At 40.3% G+C, this 16,561-nt stretch carries 14 protein-coding genes; 2 read left to right on the top strand and 12 right to left on the bottom strand.

Features of this window, described 5'->3' with window-relative positions; translation table 11 throughout:
• Positions 1 to 124: 124 nt before the first annotated feature.
• On the top strand, positions 125 to 748 hold the full coding sequence (locus AW165_RS04940) for a LysE family translocator (RefSeq protein WP_060465131.1): 624 nt from the start codon (positions 125 to 127) through the stop codon (positions 746 to 748).
• Here AW165_RS04940 and murI read toward each other — a convergent pair.
• The 10 genes from murI to hutC all read right to left on the bottom strand — a co-directional run bounded on the left by murI (position 735) and on the right by hutC (position 12,927).
• Positions 735 to 1,535 (bottom strand): glutamate racemase, encoded by an 801-nt coding sequence (murI, locus tag AW165_RS04945; protein WP_060465132.1) that lies wholly within the window; start codon positions 1,533 to 1,535, stop codon positions 735 to 737. The genes AW165_RS04940 and murI overlap by 14 nt on opposite strands.
• 23 nt (positions 1,536 to 1,558) lie before the next feature.
• Positions 1,559 to 2,197, bottom strand: a complete 639-nt coding sequence (locus AW165_RS04950; RefSeq protein WP_060465133.1) for an HAD family hydrolase — start codon at positions 2,195 to 2,197, stop codon at positions 1,559 to 1,561.
• A gap of 104 nt (positions 2,198 to 2,301) precedes the next feature.
• Positions 2,302 to 4,128, bottom strand: a complete 1,827-nt coding sequence (locus tag AW165_RS04955; RefSeq protein WP_060465134.1) for a DUF885 domain-containing protein — start codon at positions 4,126 to 4,128, stop codon at positions 2,302 to 2,304.
• 254 nt (positions 4,129 to 4,382) lie between these two features.
• Positions 4,383 to 5,303 (bottom strand): formimidoylglutamase, encoded by a 921-nt coding sequence (gene hutG / locus AW165_RS04960; RefSeq protein ID WP_060465135.1) that lies wholly within the window; start codon positions 5,301 to 5,303, stop codon positions 4,383 to 4,385.
• 10 nt (positions 5,304 to 5,313) lie between these two features.
• Positions 5,314 to 6,519 (bottom strand): imidazolonepropionase, encoded by a 1,206-nt coding sequence (gene hutI / locus AW165_RS04965; RefSeq protein ID WP_060465136.1) that lies wholly within the window; start codon positions 6,517 to 6,519, stop codon positions 5,314 to 5,316.
• A gap of 51 nt (positions 6,520 to 6,570) precedes the next feature.
• Positions 6,571 to 7,983: an amino acid permease gene (locus AW165_RS04970; RefSeq protein WP_005804358.1), complete on the bottom strand. Its 1,413-nt coding sequence runs from the start codon at positions 7,981 to 7,983 to the stop codon at positions 6,571 to 6,573.
• 64 nt (positions 7,984 to 8,047) lie between these two features.
• Positions 8,048 to 9,586 (bottom strand): histidine ammonia-lyase, encoded by a 1,539-nt coding sequence (gene hutH / locus AW165_RS04975; RefSeq protein ID WP_000421598.1) that lies wholly within the window; start codon positions 9,584 to 9,586, stop codon positions 8,048 to 8,050.
• Positions 9,587 to 9,673: 87 nt separating this feature from the next.
• Positions 9,674 to 11,341, bottom strand: coding sequence for a urocanate hydratase (gene hutU / locus AW165_RS04980; protein WP_014207979.1), 1,668 nt, complete (start codon positions 11,339 to 11,341; stop codon positions 9,674 to 9,676).
• A gap of 261 nt (positions 11,342 to 11,602) precedes the next feature.
• Positions 11,603 to 12,178 (bottom strand): HutD family protein, encoded by a 576-nt coding sequence (locus tag AW165_RS04985; protein WP_060465137.1) that lies wholly within the window; start codon positions 12,176 to 12,178, stop codon positions 11,603 to 11,605.
• Positions 12,175 to 12,927: a histidine utilization repressor gene (gene hutC, locus AW165_RS04990; protein ID WP_032052367.1), complete on the bottom strand. Its 753-nt coding sequence runs from the start codon at positions 12,925 to 12,927 to the stop codon at positions 12,175 to 12,177. Before hutC ends, AW165_RS04985 begins: the two co-directional genes overlap by 4 nt.
• Positions 12,928 to 13,279: 352 nt before the next feature.
• On the opposite strand from hutC, the gene AW165_RS04995 reads away from it, so the two are divergent.
• Entirely contained in the window at positions 13,280 to 14,392 is a 1,113-nt protein-coding gene (locus AW165_RS04995; RefSeq protein WP_060465138.1) for an acyltransferase family protein, read from the top strand.
• Between the two features lie 33 nt (positions 14,393 to 14,425).
• Here AW165_RS04995 and zigA read toward each other — a convergent pair whose 3' ends face one another.
• Both zigA and AW165_RS05005 read right to left on the bottom strand, forming a co-directional pair.
• On the bottom strand, positions 14,426 to 15,691 hold the full coding sequence (zigA, locus tag AW165_RS05000) for a zinc metallochaperone GTPase ZigA (RefSeq protein ID WP_081410546.1): 1,266 nt from the start codon (positions 15,689 to 15,691) through the stop codon (positions 14,426 to 14,428).
• 142 nt (positions 15,692 to 15,833) lie between these two features.
• On the bottom strand, positions 15,834 to 16,520 hold the full coding sequence (locus AW165_RS05005) for a D-Ala-D-Ala carboxypeptidase family metallohydrolase (protein ID WP_060465139.1): 687 nt from the start codon (positions 16,518 to 16,520) through the stop codon (positions 15,834 to 15,836).
• Positions 16,521 to 16,561: the final 41 nt, after the last annotated feature.

The raw sequence follows: 16,561 nt of genomic DNA on the forward strand, positions 1-16,561 counted from the left end.
CTTTGGATGATTTTTAGTTTTTACAGCCATACATCTGATTATAAAATTGAAATACTTATAAATTTCATATACTTTAAATTGTTTAAAATTCACTCAAAAATAGTAACAATAAGATAGGTAAAACATGATTTCTTTAGAGCTTTTCATTACATTTTTAATTACAACAATTATTTTTGCTTATATTCCGGGTCCAGCAATGCTGTATACCGCTGCGCAGACGCTTTCTCGCGGCAGAAAATCTGGTTTGATGGCAGCATTTGGAATTTTCTTAGGGGGATGCTTTCATATCATCGCAGCCTCTTTAGGTTTAATGACCATCTTTCAGATTATTCCAAAACTCTATGATATTATTAAAATTTTAGGTGCTTTGTATTTGGTTTGGTTAGGCATTAAATTACTTAAATCGTCCTCGTCCCCGACTCTTCAGCAAAATGTTGAAAATGGTCAGTTATCTTTGAAGCAGAGCATTCTGGTCGAAATTTTAAACCCTAAAACCGCTATTTTTTATATTGCATTTTTACCCCAATTTATTAATACCTCATTAGATTTTCCAGTTTGGTTTCAATTCATTATTTTAGGGCTGATTGTGAATCTGATCTTTGTTTCTGCTGATGTGGTTTGTGTGTTTTTAGCCAATTATATTAGCCAAAAATTAACTAAATCGAAGAAGCCCCAAAAATCTATGTCAGTGATGGGTGGTCTCATTTTTATGGGGCTAGGCGTTTTTCTTGGATTTAAAAATCAGTAGTTTCTACGGGTAAATGCTTACCTAACAAAGAAAAAGTAACATCCGCAACTTCCAACGGATCTGAACTGGTCCAAATAATATGGTTGCCCTCATTTGGACTTTCAGAACTTAAATGATATTGATTAAGCTGCCGTATTAATTGCGCTGTTACAGCTTCCGAAGGCTCAATAATTTGGATATCGCGACCTACAATTTCCTGAATCGTATCTGAGACAAATGGGTAATGGGTGCATCCTAAAATAATCGTATCGACTTTTTGTTCGACCAACGGCGCCAAAATATTTTCTAAATAATCTTTAACTTCCGCGGTATGTGCTTTGCCCGTTTCGATTTTTTCAGCTAAGCCAATACAAGGCACTAAAGACACTCTAATATCTTGCGCATACATTTCAATTAAACTTTTTAAATTTTTACCCTTTACCGTAGTTGCAGTTGCCAAAACCGCAATATGCTTACTTTGAGTGATTGCTACTGCCGGTTTTACGGCGGGTTCTATTGCAATAAGTGGCACATTAATTTGCGCTCTAATCGTTTCAATCGCTACAGCCGTCATGGTGTTACAAGCAATCACGATCGCTTTGCATTTGCCCTGAGCAACTAAGTTTGAAATTAAATGCGTGGTTCGTGAAACAATCCAGTCGCTTTCTTTGTCTCCATAAGGGACATATTTCGAGTCAGCGAAATAGATAATATCTTCATTCGGAAGGGCCTGCCGAATATGCTTAAAGAGAGACAATCCGCCTAAACCAGAATCAATCATTCCAATCGGGTTGTTATTGTTATTCATGGTTTGTCCTGCATTTCATATATTTAGAAAAATTTTTTCATGGTTGCCAAGTCTGTTAGCACGACTTTGGGCTGAATGGTTTTTAATTTTTCGGCCGATGTATAACCCCAACCGACGGCAGCAAAATCAATACCTGCTTTATGTGCAGCTTCGCCATCAGTCGTTTGGTCACCAACATAAATGGCCTGCTCTTTATTTAAATTCAAAATATTGAGAAGACGCTTAATTCGTTTAGCTTTGCCAAATATAGACGAGCCACCATCAATATGGCTAAAAAGTTCACATAGTTCTGTACCAAGAATACTTTGACAGTTTTCTTTAGAGTTTGAAGTAATAATTGCGAGCGTATATCCCCGCTTATGCAGTTCAATTAAGTGGTCCCGCATGCCCTCAAACATGTAAACGTCTTGATCTCTTTCTTTCATTAAACGAATGAAATCTTTGGCAATCCAAGGCAATTTCCATCTGGAGACTTTCATCTCTTTCATAATTTCTTTTGGTGAAAGATGTTTGTACTGCTCTATTTCATGTAGCTCTACAGATTTAAATTTATGCTTCTTGGCAAGCTGATTTAATGCCCCTAAAAAGAAGCTAAAGGAGTCGACTAAAGTACCGTCCATATCAAAAATAATAGCTTGGTATTCTTTTAAAGATTTTTCCATTTTAAAGTTCTGAAATAAAATATATTTTTTATAATTATATTCTGTTTTCTATTGGTTTTTAAATCAGGCCCAACGAGGACCTGATCTAAATTTCGATTTTAGTTTTAAGCTGCCGCTTTTTGTTCCTTAATCCAATTTTTAATACGCGCATCCAGAATATTTAAAGGCAGTGTTCCTGCATTTAAAATCATGTCATGGAATGCTTTGATATCAAAACGGTCTCCAAGCTCCTGTTTGGCGAGCTCCCGTAGCTCTAAAATTTTCAGTTGTCCCATCTTGTAAGCTAATGCTTGGGCAGGAATAGCAATATAGCGATCTGCCTCTGCCTGAATATCGGGTTCATCTAAAGCAGAATGTTCACGCATAAAATCAATCATTTGCTGACGGGTCCATTTTTTATAATGTACGCCAGTGTCAACCACTAGACGACAAGCACGGAACAACTCACTCGATAGTCTTCCATAGTCTGAAAGCGGGTCTTTATAGAAACCAACGTCTTTGCCCAGTTGCTCTGCGTAAAGTGCCCATCCTTCAATATAGGCGGTATGGTTGGGCTGCTTTCGGAACATCGGCAAATTTGGCAGGTTTTGGGCAATATCAATCTGCATATGGTGCCCGGGAATGGCCTCATGGTAAGCGGTCGCTTCCATTGATATTTTGGAACGTTCAGAGAAGTCCCCTGTATTTACATACACTTGTCCGGGGCGTGAACCATCAGGCGTGCCTTGGTGATACTCCGCACCTGCCGCTTCTTTTTCTCGATATTGCTCTACAGGCAAAACTTCGACTTTATTTTTGGGTAATAAACCAAACAGCTTCGGCAACTCTGGTTGCATTTGGGCAATGTACCCTCGATAAATCTCTAAAATTTCTTCACGAGATTTTGGGAAAACCGCAGGATTTGTTTTTAAAGATTGTTGGAAACTTTTTAAGTCACTGAAACCTTGTGCTTTGGCAATTTTCAGCATTTCCGCTTCTATACGAGCAACTTCTTTTAATCCGAGCTGATGAATATTTTCAGGGCTTTCCGAGGTTGTCGTATTATTTTCTACATAAAAGCGATAGAGCTCGTCACCGTTTGGCAAGCTCCATATACCCTCGTGTTGTCGTCCATAGGGTAAGTAATCTTTCTGAATAAATGCTCCGAGTTTTTGATAGGCAGGCCGAACATTCTGATCTATGGCTTGTAGCACTTCACGGCTTAAACGCTCTTGTTCTGCTTTCGAAATATTTTTTGGAAATTGCTTTAATGGAGAAGCAAATACACTGTCCTTCCCTGCGGGAACTGCAATGCTATTAATCTGCTTTGCCACCTTTTCAATTAAATATTTGGGTGGCATCAAGCCATCTTTTTGGCCTTGTTTCGCTAACTGAATCCCTTGATCAAGAATAAGAGGAATCTGTTTTAAACGAGCAATATAGTCTTGATATTGCTTAGCATTATCAAATGGAATCGAACTAATAAATCCTGGAAATTGTAAATGTAGCCCCCACATTTGATTAAAAGGCATCTCATAGAGTTTCAAATCATAATTTTTAAGTGTTTCTTTCAACTGATAAATCATTAAATCTTTATTTAATTGATCAGTTGCTGAAAACCCTGTGCTATCAATTGCTTCAAAACGATTTAAAAAATTTTGCGTACTTTTTTTATCTTTCTCGATCTGATTTTTTGAAAGCTCAGTCCATCGATTGTTATAGCGTAAATCTCCTAAAACGGTTGCAGTTTCAGGACTATTTTTCAAAGTATATTCCCACTGCTCTTGTAAAAGTTGGTTTAAAGCTTTCACTCGAACAGAGACATTACTGTTTTGTTTAGATTGTGATTTTTCGATGCTATTTGTATTTATTTCGGGGGTTGTAGCATTAGAAGAATGAGACATCCAAAATAAAACACTGATACAAGCCAATTGTAAGGTTCTGTTTTTCATTTAATTATCCAGAAATATTTAACAAAGGTTAAAATAAAGACAAAACAAATTACGTGCCAAGCAGCATATAAAATGGTGTAAAAATCGAGTATTTTTTTAACTAGATGATTTTATAAATTAATTTTCTTATTAATTATATTATTTATAGTTGCTATCTATATTCCACATCTGACTTTAATAGACCAAGAACTTAAAAAAAAGTGCACATGAACGATCTCAGTGCACTTTTTAATTTCTACACTAAAAATTGTTTCTCAAGAAAACAAATATTGATAAACAATATAGGCAGCCAGTTTTGCTGTTCTATTGTCTAAATCAAATTTTGGATTGCATTCAGCAATATCTAAAAGTTTGATTTTTCCAGTCTCTCGAATATGCTTAAAAATCGCTTCAAAAGTGGCTAAATCAATTCCTTTTACAGCTGGCGCACTGACCCCCGGTGCAACCGCAGCCTCGAAGACATCTAAATCAATCGTAACGTACAAACAGTCTACTTTTTCAATAAAAGCGTCAACCGCCGCGAGCACGTTGTTTAGGTTAAAAATATTAACCTCATGATCGCGTAAATATGAACAATTCAGCGCATCAGCTGTATCAAACAAAACTTTAGTATTGGCATGGTTGGCGACCCCAATACATAAATAATTAAATTGTTTTTGATGCTGTTCTGAAAGGCGCGCTGCTTGTAAAAAAGGTGTTCCAGAGGTGGCATGCTCTGCTTCACGCAAATCAAAGTGGGCATCAAAATTAATAATGCCTATTTTTTTATCTGGCGCGTGGGCTTGTACATATTGGAACAGACCGCTAAAGCTGCCAAACGCAACCTCATGTCCACCGCCCAATACAATCGGTTTCAAACCATTTTGCAAGCTGTTTGCGACTTGCTCCGCCAACTCAGTTTGGGCTTGCTCTAAATTCTCATATTCGCAGGTCACTGTACCCAAATCGAGAATACTGACTGGGCGATGAATTGGTAAATTAGCCAGTTGAGTACGGATTGCATCTGGTGCTTCGGCAGCGCCAACTCGGCCTTTGTTACGCTTCACACCTTCATCAGAGCTAAAACCAATCAGGGCAAATTCAGCAGGTTGGGTTTTGTTCATGATATGGTGGATACGTTGGTGTGCTTCACCCTCGCCATCATGGCGGCCTTGCCATTTAAATGTGTGATTCATATGCCACCGTCTAAAAAATAACTTCTTGTCCATGCTGAACGACTCGCTTAGGCAAATCTCCGCCCAGCCAGTAAACTATTTCAGATGGATGCTCAATATCCCAAGCCACAAAGTCAGCGACTTTACCCTGCTCTAAACTGCCGTGTGTTTGCTCTAAACCGAGCGCTTGTGCAGCATGAATGGTGACACCCGCCAATGCTTGCTCAGGCGTTAAGCGGAAAAGTGTGCTGCCCATGTTGAGCATTAAACGTAAAGAAAGTGCTGGAGATGTACCCGGATTTAAATCACTCGATAGCGCAATACGCACTCCATGTTTAATGAGACTTTCAATCGGTGGGTATTGTGTTTCACGCAATAGATAAAAAGCGCCCGGTAATAACACTGCAACCGTGCCCGACTCTGCCATGGCTTTAACATCATCTTCGGTCATGTACTCTAAATGGTCAGCCGACAAAGCATGATAACGTGCTGCCAAACTTGAGCCACCTAGCGATGAGAGTTGCTCAGCATGGAGCTTAACGGGCAAACCTAATGATTGTGCCGTTTTAAAAACACGTTCAACCTGAGCTGGTGAAAATGCCAAATGCTCGCAGAATGCATCTACTGCATCGACTAAACCTTCAGCATGTAGTTTAGGCAACATCTCTGTACAGATATGCTCGATATAAGCATCGCTTTGGTCTTTGTACTCTGGTGGTAACGCATGTGCAGCTAAACATGTGCTTTTGACCGTCATTGGTAATTTTTCACCAATTTGACGGATCACACGCAGCATCTTGCGTTCATTTTCATAATTGAGTCCGTAGCCAGATTTGATCTCGATAGTTGTAACGCCGTCTTTTTGCATACAGCGAATACGCTTAAGTGCTGAGCTTAGTAATTGTTCTTCGCTGGCTTCACGCGTTGCACGCACTGTACTGGCAATACCACCACCGCTTGCTGCAATTTCAGCATAGCTCACACCTTGCAAGCGTTTTTCAAACTCAACACTACGGTTGCCACCAAAAACACTATGCGTATGACAGTCGATCAACCCCGGGGTTACCCAAGCGCCATTTAAATTAACTGTTTCGGAATAAGTGTCGGCAGGAAGTTGTTGTTGTTTTCCAATCCAGTGAATCAGATGCCCTTCTGTGACTATTGCTGCATCTTCAATATAGGAATATTGCCCATTTTGCATGGTCGCAATGTGGCAATTTTGCCAAAGTTTTTTCATTCGCCTTTCCTCAAAACTGCCCAACAGTAAAGCTATTGGGCAGTTGACTTGTTAGCTTTCTATCTCGATATTTTGCGGAATTGAATTATTTTGCTTTCCCGAATTTTGCTGAGGTTTGACCCAAATACGATAAGCGATCATTAACAGAACAAGCCATGTGATTCCGACATAAATTGCAGGGCGTGAATCTGGGAAATAACCCATCATGACTAAAATGAATACCATAAAACCAATTGCAAACGCAGGAGCATACGGCCAACCAATAACGGGGAAATCCAATGCCTTAATTTCAGCAGTAGACAACTTACGGCGCATCGCGACTTGCGAAAGCAAGATCATGAGCCACACCCAAACGGTTGCGAAAGTTGCAATTGAGGCAATGATCATGAATACATTTTCAGGAATCAGGTAGTTCAGCACTACACCAATTAATAGCACGCCAGCCATAACCACTACAGTCATCCATGGCACACCATTACGTGATAATTTCTGGAAAACTCGAGGCGCTTGACCACGGTTTGCCATGCCATAAAGCATACGACCAGCACCAAATACATCACTATTAATCGCTGAAACAGCAGCAGTAATCACGACAATATTTAAAATTGTAGCTGCTGATTGAATGCCCAAATTCTCAAAAATCTGTACAAATGGACTACCTTGGCTACCAATTTGATTCCATGGGAAAATCGACATCAGTACAAAAATGGTCAACACATAGAAAAGTAAAATACGTACTGGAACTGCATTAATTGCTTTAGGTAAGGTGGTTTTCGGATCTTGTGATTCACCTGCTGTAATACCAATAATTTCGATACCACCGAAAGCAAATACAACCACAGATAAACATGCAACTAAGCCTGCAATCCCATGCGGCATAAAGCCATCATAAATCCATAAGTTTTGAATACCCGGTACCACACTGCTATGGTCAGCATGGAAGCCGTAGAACATTAAACCGATTCCACCTAAAATCATGGCAACAATGGCGCTCACCTTGACAATAGAAAGCCAAAACTCGAGTTCGCCAAAGACTTTAACGTGAATGAGGTTAATTGCACCCAAGAACATAATCAGGGATAAAATCCAGATCCACCGTGGTACATCGGGATACCAGAACCCCATGTAAATACCAAAAGCAGTGACATCAGCCAACGCCACAATGATCATTTCAAAAACATAAGTCCAGCCTGTCGTAAAGCCAGCCAATGGACCAATGTACTGTGATGCATAGTGGCTAAATGAACCAGAGACAGGGTTTTGGACAGCCATTTCACCCAATGCGCGCATAACGATATAAATTGCAATCCCTGCAACGATATACGCCAGTAATACTGAAGGCCCTGCCATTTTAATTGCAGTTGCCGAACCATAGAAAAGCCCAGTTCCAATTGCTGAGCCCAATGCCAAGAAACGAATGTGGCGGGTGTTTAAACCCCGCTGTAGTGTGGAGTTTTGTGACATTATAATCTCCAATCCTTGAGGATATTTAGTTAGATTCGGCCACTCCATGTGACCGTTTTTTCAATCACACTTCAGATAAACTAGGGAGTAGTTTTGGAATAATTAACTCGTTTAAGCAGCCGCTTGAGAGTAATTCACTTGCTTGCTCAATATCAGGAGCAAAGAAACGGTCTTCACTGTAGTAAGGCACTTGAGCGCGCAAGATTTTACGAGCTTGTTCAAGTTTAGGCGAGCTTTTTAGGCCTTCACGGAAGTCTAGACCCTGACAAGCGCCTAACCATTCAACAGCTAAAATGCCACGGACGTTGTCAGCCATATACCAAAGACGTTTACCCGCATTCGGAGCCATTGATACATGGTCTTCCTGATTCGCTGAAGTCGGCAAACTATCAACACTTGCCGGATGTGCAAGCGCTTTATTGTCACTTGCAAGAGCAGCAGCGGTAACTTGAGCAATCATAAAGCCCGAGTTAACACCACCATTTGCCACCAAGAACGGTGGAAGTTGTGACATGTGACGGTCCATCATCATCGAAATACGACGTTCAGACAGTGAACCAATTTCTGCAATTGCCAAAGCTAGATTATCGGCCGCCATTGCTACAGGTTCTGCATGGAAGTTACCACCAGAAATCACGTCACCTTGTTCAGCAAAAACAAGCGGGTTATCAGATACAGCATTCGCTTCAATTTCTAGTACTTCAGCAGCCTGACGGATTTGGGTTAAACATGCACCCATCACCTGTGGTTGGCAACGTAAAGAGTATGGGTCTTGAACTTTGCTACAGTCTTCGTGTGAATGTGCAATTTCACTCGAGTCTGTTAAGAGATCACGATAAGCCGCAGCTACATCAATTTGACCACGTTGACCACGTACTTCATGAATACGAGCATCAAATGGTGCACGTGAACCCAGCATTGCTTCAACGCTTAAGCCACCACAAACTGTTGCAGCTGCAAATAAATCTTCCGCTTCAAATAAGCCGCGTAAAGCATAAGCGGTCGAAACTTGTGTACCATTTAAAAGTGCTAAACCTTCTTTAGCTGCTAAAGAAATAGGTTCTAAGCCTGCAACTTTTAAAGCTTCAACTGCTGGTAACCATTCACCTTTATAACGCGCCTTACCTTCACCAAGTAACACTAAAGACATGTGTGCAAGTGGTGCCAAGTCACCTGAAGCGCCTACTGAACCTTTCAGTGGAATATGTGGGTAAACTTCGGCATTAATTAAAGCCAACAAAGCATCAATCACTTTACGACGAATACCAGAGAAACCACGCGCCAAGCTATTTGCTTTCAATAGAATAATTAAACGAACCATTGCATCATCAAGTGCTTCACCTACACCTGCCGCATGCGAAAGAACCAATGAACGCTGTAATTTTTCTAAATCTTCAGGAGCAATTTTGGTTGAAGCAAGTAAGCCAAAGCCTGTATTAATGCCGTAAGCTGTACGTCCTTCATTTACAATTTTCTCAACGCAAGCCACGCTTGCATTAATTGCAGATGAAGCACTTTCATCTAATTTAACTTTGATCGGGTTGAGGTACGCTTGACGTAAATCGGCTAAGGTTAGTTTTCCCGGTTGGATTAATAATTCCATGTTGGCTTCCTAATTTTTTGCACTATATTCTGCTGAGACGGTGCTTTTCACAATTGCAAAAAGCACCGCCAGTTCTTCCGTATATTTTTATTGCGTGATCATTGGCAAGTGTAGGCCTTGCTCTTTCGCACAGTTAATCGCAATTTCATAACCTGCATCGGCATGACGCATAACACCTGTTGCAGGGTCATTGGTCAGTACGCGAGCAATACGTGCAGCAGCTTCATCTGTACCATCACACACAATCACAACGCCTGAGTGTTGAGAGAAGCCCATACCTACACCACCACCGTGATGTAAAGACACCCAAGTTGCGCCGCCTGCTGTATTGAGCAACGCATTTAATAAAGGCCAGTCTGATACTGCGTCTGATCCGTCTTGCATTGCTTCAGTTTCACGGTTTGGACTTGCAACCGAACCTGAGTCTAAATGGTCACGACCAATCACAACTGGAGCTGATAATTCACCGCTACGAACCATTTCGTTAAATGCCAAACCAAGTTTTGCGCGTAAGCCTAGACCAACCCAGCAAATACGCGCTGGTAAACCTTGGAAGCTAATGCGTTCACGTGCCATGTCTAACCAGTGATGTAAATGTTCATCATCAGGAATTAACTCTTTAACTTTGGCATCTGTTTTATAAATGTCTTCTGGATCACCAGAAAGCGCTGCCCAACGGAATGGACCAATACCACGGCAGAACAATGGACGGATGTATGCAGGTACGAAGCCTGGGAAATCAAAAGCGTTTGCTACACCTTCTTCTTTCGCCATTTGACGGATGTTATTACCATAGTCAAATGTTGGAACACCCATTTTTTGGAAATCAAGCATCGCTTGTACGTGCTTCGCCATCGACTGTTTTGCAGCTTTTACAACAGCTTCCGGTTCAGTTTTCGCACGTGCACGGTATTCATCCCAAGTCCAGCCTACTGGTAAGTAGCCATTAAGTGGATCGTGTGCACTTGTTTGGTCAGTCACCATGTCTGGACGTACACCACGGCGTACAAGCTCAGGTAAAATTTCAGCAGCGTTACCATGAAGCGCAATTGAAATTGCTTTACCTTCTTTTGTATAGCGGTCAATACGCGCTAAAGCGTCGTCTAAATCAGTCGCTTGTTCGTCTACATAACGGGTACGTAAACGGAAATCGATACTTGCTTGTTGGCATTCAATGTTTAAAGAACACGCACCTGCAAGTGTTGCAGCTAAAGGCTGAGCGCCACCCATACCACCTAAACCTGCAGTAAGAACCCAACGGCCTTTTAAATCACCGTTGTAGTGTTGGCGGCCTGCTTCAACGAAAGTTTCATAAGTACCTTGTACAATACCTTGGCTACCAATGTAGATCCATGAACCTGCTGTCATTTGACCATACATAGCCAAAGCTTTTGCATCTAATTCGTTGAAGTGTTCCCAGTTTGCCCAGTGCGGTACAAGGTTTGAGTTTGCAATTAAAACGCGTGGTGCATCTTTATGAGTTTTAAATACACCGACTGGCTTACCTGATTGAACTAATAACGTTTCATCAGTTTCAAGATTTTTTAAAGTATCTACAATTTTGTCGAAACATTCCCAGTTTCGTGCTGCACGGCCAATACCACCGTATACAACCAACTCTTTCGGGTTTTCAGCAACGTCCGGATCAAGGTTATTCATCAACATACGTAATGGAGCTTCAGTTAACCAACTTTTAGCCGTCAATTCAGTGCCGCGTGGCGCACGAATTTCTACATCACGAAATTTTGTTGTCATTGTTGTCACAGGCGGACTCCTTCCTTTGAGCTTACATCAGCAGAACATCACTTGTTTCTGCATTTGTATAGTAATGTATTAACTTGTATATACATCTACATACTACACAAATATTTTTCGGCGTGAAGAGGGTGACTCATATTTTTTTAAAAAAATTGAATAAGATTTTGAATTAAATTAATTTATTTTTATATCAAGCATAAAAAAAGCACATATCTTTTCACTAGACATGTGCTTTTAAATAAGCAAATTACTTAATTTTTAACGTTGAATTAGTTCAATAACATAACAACTTTTTGCTTGAGTTTGAGTAAAATGAACCGATGTTACCCCACTATTTTTTTCAATTTTTAAAGTCTCATGAGTAGCAATCTGAAAGGAATGATCATCAACATTCACTTCCGTTTCACCACCATGATTAAAAATAAAAATTAGATCTGCCGAGCTAATAAATGCCTGTTCCGCTGCATCCTTCAACCACTGAAAACGAGCATGAAACTTTGCGGGATCATAAATTAAATTTAAGTCCCGAATTGCCCCGTCAACCAGTTCACTTTGGACCTGACTCTCACCATGAAAAGCAAAAATATCACCTTGGTTCAGCGTTTTGGCAGGAAGATCATCGACATGCAATACCATGCCCTGTCCATCAAGTACGCTAATAATGCGCTGCTTATTGGGAAATAACGAAAATGGCCCGGAAGTGGTCACGTCTGCCATCGAAATGCGCCAATCGAAGTCAGCCTCACCTTGGCTTCTGGCAATTTCTAAAGTGAAACCCGCACCGTTTTTCCAAAGCATTTTTGTATATTGATCGGCCCTGATCAATTCAATCATGGGTTAAATTTCCCTTCGAGATAATAGCGACTGCCCGGATAAATTAATCGTGCACTTGAAATGAGTTGTTTATTTGACCATGTACGGCGACGGATAAGTAAACATGGTTCAGCTTTAGTAATCTTCAACCACTTGCACTCTTGAGGAGATGCTAAAACGGCCTCAACAATGTGTTCACCTTCTGTCACGGGTGCTTTTGCCATGAGGTAAGCATTTGGAGTAATGGTTTTAAAATCTTGTTCTAAATAATCTGGAATAAGCGCTGCATCAACCAGACGATCTTCGACCTGAACAGGTACATCATTTTCATAATGCACAATAATCGAATGAAATAATCTTTGCCCTTCACGAGTCTGCATTAACACGCTTTGCTCTGCATTTGCATAAACTTGTTCTAGGACTAAAACTTCAGCGTGGTGCTTATGGTTTCGTGCAATAATCTCATCAGCAATATTATTAATTTGAAAAAGTGCAGTTCGGCCTTGCCCTTCAGCTACGAAAGAACCAACGCCCTGAATTCGAACGAGTAAGCCTTCTGTTGTTAACTCACGTAGCGCACGGTTTACCGTCATACGGCTACAGCCAAGTTGATTAACTAGTTCACTTTCCGAAGGAATTTTTTTATTTACAGCCCACGAGCCTTCATAAATCTTTTGTGAAATCAGTTGTTTGACGCGTTGATATAAAGGAACTGGACTATCAGCTTCAATCGAAAGCTCAGCATGTTCTTGTTTTGATGTTCTGGGCATAACAAATACTCAAAAAGGCGGCAGGCAAAAAAGTATTTTAGTTGACATGCTATGTATATACAACCACATACAACATGTTAATTTATGAAATAAATAGATTTTAAAAAGTTTAAAAAATAAACATAGCTCGATAAGAGCTAATTTAAAGTTTTATGTAGAGAAATTCAAATATATTAGGATTTTATCAATATTTATTTAATAGTTATTTCTGGTAAGCCAGTGCCCCATCCAAGAAAACAAAAATATCATTTTTTCGGGTTTACGAAATGATGCTTAAAACTTTTATTTAAAATAACTGATCGATAGTATTCTTCTGCCACACAGTATATTAATAAAACTGGAAGCACATCGAATGCGTAATTATAAAATAGATATTCTTCGAGGAATCTCTATCCTTTTGGTTCTTTTACATCATTTTAATATTCCCTATAAACTTAAAGATACATGGTTAGGTTTTGATTTTTTAGGTGAAGCATTTAGCACAGTCATCGCAAGAAACGGAAATTATGGCGTCACCATGTTTTTTGTGATTTCGGGTTTTTTAATTACTCATCACACCTTAAAAAGAGATAAAAAATTTTCCGCAATTAACCTCAAGCATTTTTATATCCGACGGGCAGCGCGTATTTTACCGTGTCTGGTATTACTCATTTTAGGTGTAAGTATACTTGGTTCGTTTGACTTAAAACCCTTTATGAACCAAGCACCAAATGGCATTGAGGTCTCTTATCCTTTAACCATATTTGCAGCTTTAACCTTCTGGATGAATATCCTGATTATTAAATTCGGTTGGGTAAACTACGCTTTGGGAGTGCTGTGGTCGCTCTCTGTAGAAGAAGTTTTTTACTTTGTTTTTCCATTATTGTGCTTACTTACGCGTAGTAATAAGGTCTTTGTTGCTGTACTAATTGGCGTAATTTTATATGGGCCTTATTTTAGGTCTTTGCATTTTGGAGAAGAAAGCGGTGCCTATTTATATCATTATTTTTCAAGTTTTGATGGTATAGCAATTGGCTGTTTAACTGCCATTTTCTCTCATAAATATCAGCCAAATTGGCCCTATAAAAAACCTCTTTCATGGTTAATTATTTTGAGTATGACCGCTCTATATTTATATGCACCAATTAAAGAAGTCAGTACATGGGGTATCAGCTTATTTGCTTTTGCTACAGGCTTACTTATTTTGTGTTTTCAGCATCCTTCCGAACCGCAAGCGCATAACCTATTTACCAAAGTGATGGTCTGGTTAGGGCAAAGAAGTTACGAAACTTATTTGTTTCATCTGGTTGTATTGGGCCTTATGAAGGTTGCTTTTATTCCGGCCCAAACCGACTCTAGCATCAAAATTATGCTTTTAATTGGCTATTTGGTTCTGACTTTTATCATCAGCGCAGCGATTGAAAAATATTATTCCACACCGCTTAACAGCTACATTCGAAAGGTTTTTATTAAAGACAAATCATAAAAATAAGCCCCTTTAAAATAGGGGCTTATTTAATTAAGCGATCAACATGGTTTCATCTTCTTGTTTAAAAGGATTAGGCCAGTTCTGCCAAACTTGTGGTCCTAAAGCCATTTCTTCATCACTTAACAAGCAGCGATCCAAGCGTTGTATTAAAGCTTGCTCATCCATTTGCATACCAATTAAAACCAGTTCCTGACGTGCATCTCCTGTGCGTGCATCCCAATTTTTCTTAATTTCTTCAATGCTGGCTAGGTCACTCGGCCAGTCTTCTTCTGCAACGGCGGCCCACCAATAACCTGCCAAGCCGTGTCGAGCCATTGCACCTGCTTGTGACCATGAATAGGCCAATGTCGGTTCGGCAGCCAACCAGAAAAAGCCTTTAGAACGCACGACTCCCGGCCATTCAGCCTGAACCAAATCATAAAAACGCTCTGGATGGAAAGGTCGACGCGCACGGTAAACAAAGCTACTGATTCCATATTCTTCAGTCTCAGGGGTATGCTCGCCGCGTAACTCTTTTAACCAACCTGGTGCTTGTGCAGCTTCATCAAAATCGAAGAGCTGTGTATCTAAGATTTTATCTAAGGCAATCTTTCCAAATTGAGCAATTTCAATTCGGGCACGCGGGTTTAATGTTTTTAAAATTGCGATAAGCTGGTCTTGCTGAGCCTGATCAATCAAATCAATTTTATTCAGCACGATTACATCACAAAACTCGATTTGATCAATAAGAAGATCGACTACAGTTCTTTCATCTTGCTCACCTAATGATTCGCCACGTTGTTGTAGGGAGTCAACTGAACTGTAATCTTTAAAGAAATTAAAAGCATCGACTACCGTGACCATGGTGTCGAGTCGAGCGTACTCATTGAGTGAGTTTCCATCTTCATCTTCAAAGGTAAAGGTTTCTGCCACAGGTAACGGTTCTGAAATGCCAGTTGACTCAATGACTAACTGGTCAAAGCGCCCTTCATCGGCTAAACGTCTCACCTCAATCAGTAAATCTTCTCGTAACGTACAGCAGATACAGCCATTACTCATTTCAACCAGCTTTTCATCCGTTCTTGAAAGCTCTGCCCCACCTTCGCGTACTAATGCCGCATCAATATTCACCTCAGACATATCATTGACAATCACGGCAATACGGCGGCCTTCACGATTATTTAAAATATGGTTGAGTAATGTGGTTTTTCCTGCACCCAAAAAGCCTGATAAAACAGTGACGGGAAGCTTGGCAAATGAGTTGGCGATTGCAGTGCGCATGGCTTGATCTCTTCGAATAATATTTAAACTGATCATGGCTGGCCATCTAGGTATGGCCAGATCACAGGCGTAATCTATTTCTAAACCACAATAATGTTATGTTATAACATAACTATTGATCAAGTTTTTATTCCGCTTTTGTTTAAATCAATTTACTTAGTCGTTGAAAAAATTGCTTTTATAGTCCCTGACAAATTGAGGTTCTATAGTGATGGTCAGGCCCCCATGCACGGAATCCTTGGCTATCAATATGGATTTGTCCTGAAGCATAAACACCTAGTCCCATATTAAAAGCTTGGCCTTTTGTGGCCCAAAACTGACAAAGTTTGGTTTTAGTTTGCTGAATATTGAACTGGTCTAAATCACTCGGCTGTTCTGGCCCAATTCTAAAATCAAGCGCTGCATTAAAGACATGTCGGGAAGCATCAGCACCACCTGCACAGCGGTTTAGAGACAACGCTCGGTAGACCGAAGTCACTTCAAAATCATTAATTACGCCATCATCAACTAACGCTTTTAAAATGCTAAGCGTCGGAACAATATTGGACCAAATCTCCCGTGGTGGCACCGCGTAAGGCTCAACTCCACATTTTTGCCAATCGCGAGCTGAGCTTAATAATTCATGGTCTGGCACTAAATCTGCAAGTCCCTTTTGCTTAAGAAATTGCTTGTAAGCTTGTACAGCCTGTCGATGGTCTGCTGAAGCTAACCACGCAACATACGCCTCGGGTTGAGGCTTTATTTTGACTACTGTTTTTGTAGGTTGAGGTAAAGAGGTCCGGGTGTGCAGAGGGGTTGTTGGCTTGGGTGTTTGAGTGCTACATGCTGTGAGAGATAAGAAAATTAAACCGAAATAACGCTTCATAAATATGCTCTATCTTCACCAAAAATGGGAAAATTGCTCAT

It is taken from the genome of Acinetobacter sp. LMB-5 (assembly GCF_001541635.1).
GTDB classification, from domain to species: domain Bacteria; phylum Pseudomonadota; class Gammaproteobacteria; order Pseudomonadales; family Moraxellaceae; genus Acinetobacter; species Acinetobacter pittii.

Coding starts and splice junctions, on each gene's coding strand:
- AW165_RS04940 (WP_060465131.1), top strand. CDS start 125: ATGATTTCTTTAGAGCTTTTCATTACATTTTTAATTACAACAATTATT.
- murI (WP_060465132.1), bottom strand. CDS start 1,535: ATGAATAACAATAACAACCCGATTGGAATGATTGATTCTGGTTTAGGC.
- AW165_RS04950 (WP_060465133.1), bottom strand. CDS start 2,197: ATGGAAAAATCTTTAAAAGAATACCAAGCTATTATTTTTGATATGGAC.
- AW165_RS04955 (WP_060465134.1), bottom strand. CDS start 4,128: ATGAAAAACAGAACCTTACAATTGGCTTGTATCAGTGTTTTATTTTGG.
- hutG (WP_060465135.1), bottom strand. CDS start 5,303: ATGAATCACACATTTAAATGGCAAGGCCGCCATGATGGCGAGGGTGAA.
- hutI (WP_060465136.1), bottom strand. CDS start 6,519: ATGAAAAAACTTTGGCAAAATTGCCACATTGCGACCATGCAAAATGGG.
- AW165_RS04970 (WP_005804358.1), bottom strand. CDS start 7,983: ATGTCACAAAACTCCACACTACAGCGGGGTTTAAACACCCGCCACATT.
- hutH (WP_000421598.1), bottom strand. CDS start 9,586: ATGGAATTATTAATCCAACCGGGAAAACTAACCTTAGCCGATTTACGT.
- hutU (WP_014207979.1), bottom strand. CDS start 11,341: ATGACAACAAAATTTCGTGATGTAGAAATTCGTGCGCCACGCGGCACT.
- AW165_RS04985 (WP_060465137.1), bottom strand. CDS start 12,178: ATGATTGAATTGATCAGGGCCGATCAATATACAAAAATGCTTTGGAAA.
- hutC (WP_032052367.1), bottom strand. CDS start 12,927: ATGCCCAGAACATCAAAACAAGAACATGCTGAGCTTTCGATTGAAGCT.
- AW165_RS04995 (WP_060465138.1), top strand. CDS start 13,280: ATGCGTAATTATAAAATAGATATTCTTCGAGGAATCTCTATCCTTTTG.
- zigA (WP_081410546.1), bottom strand. CDS start 15,691: ATGATCAGTTTAAATATTATTCGAAGAGATCAAGCCATGCGCACTGCA.
- AW165_RS05005 (WP_060465139.1), bottom strand. CDS start 16,520: ATGAAGCGTTATTTCGGTTTAATTTTCTTATCTCTCACAGCATGTAGC.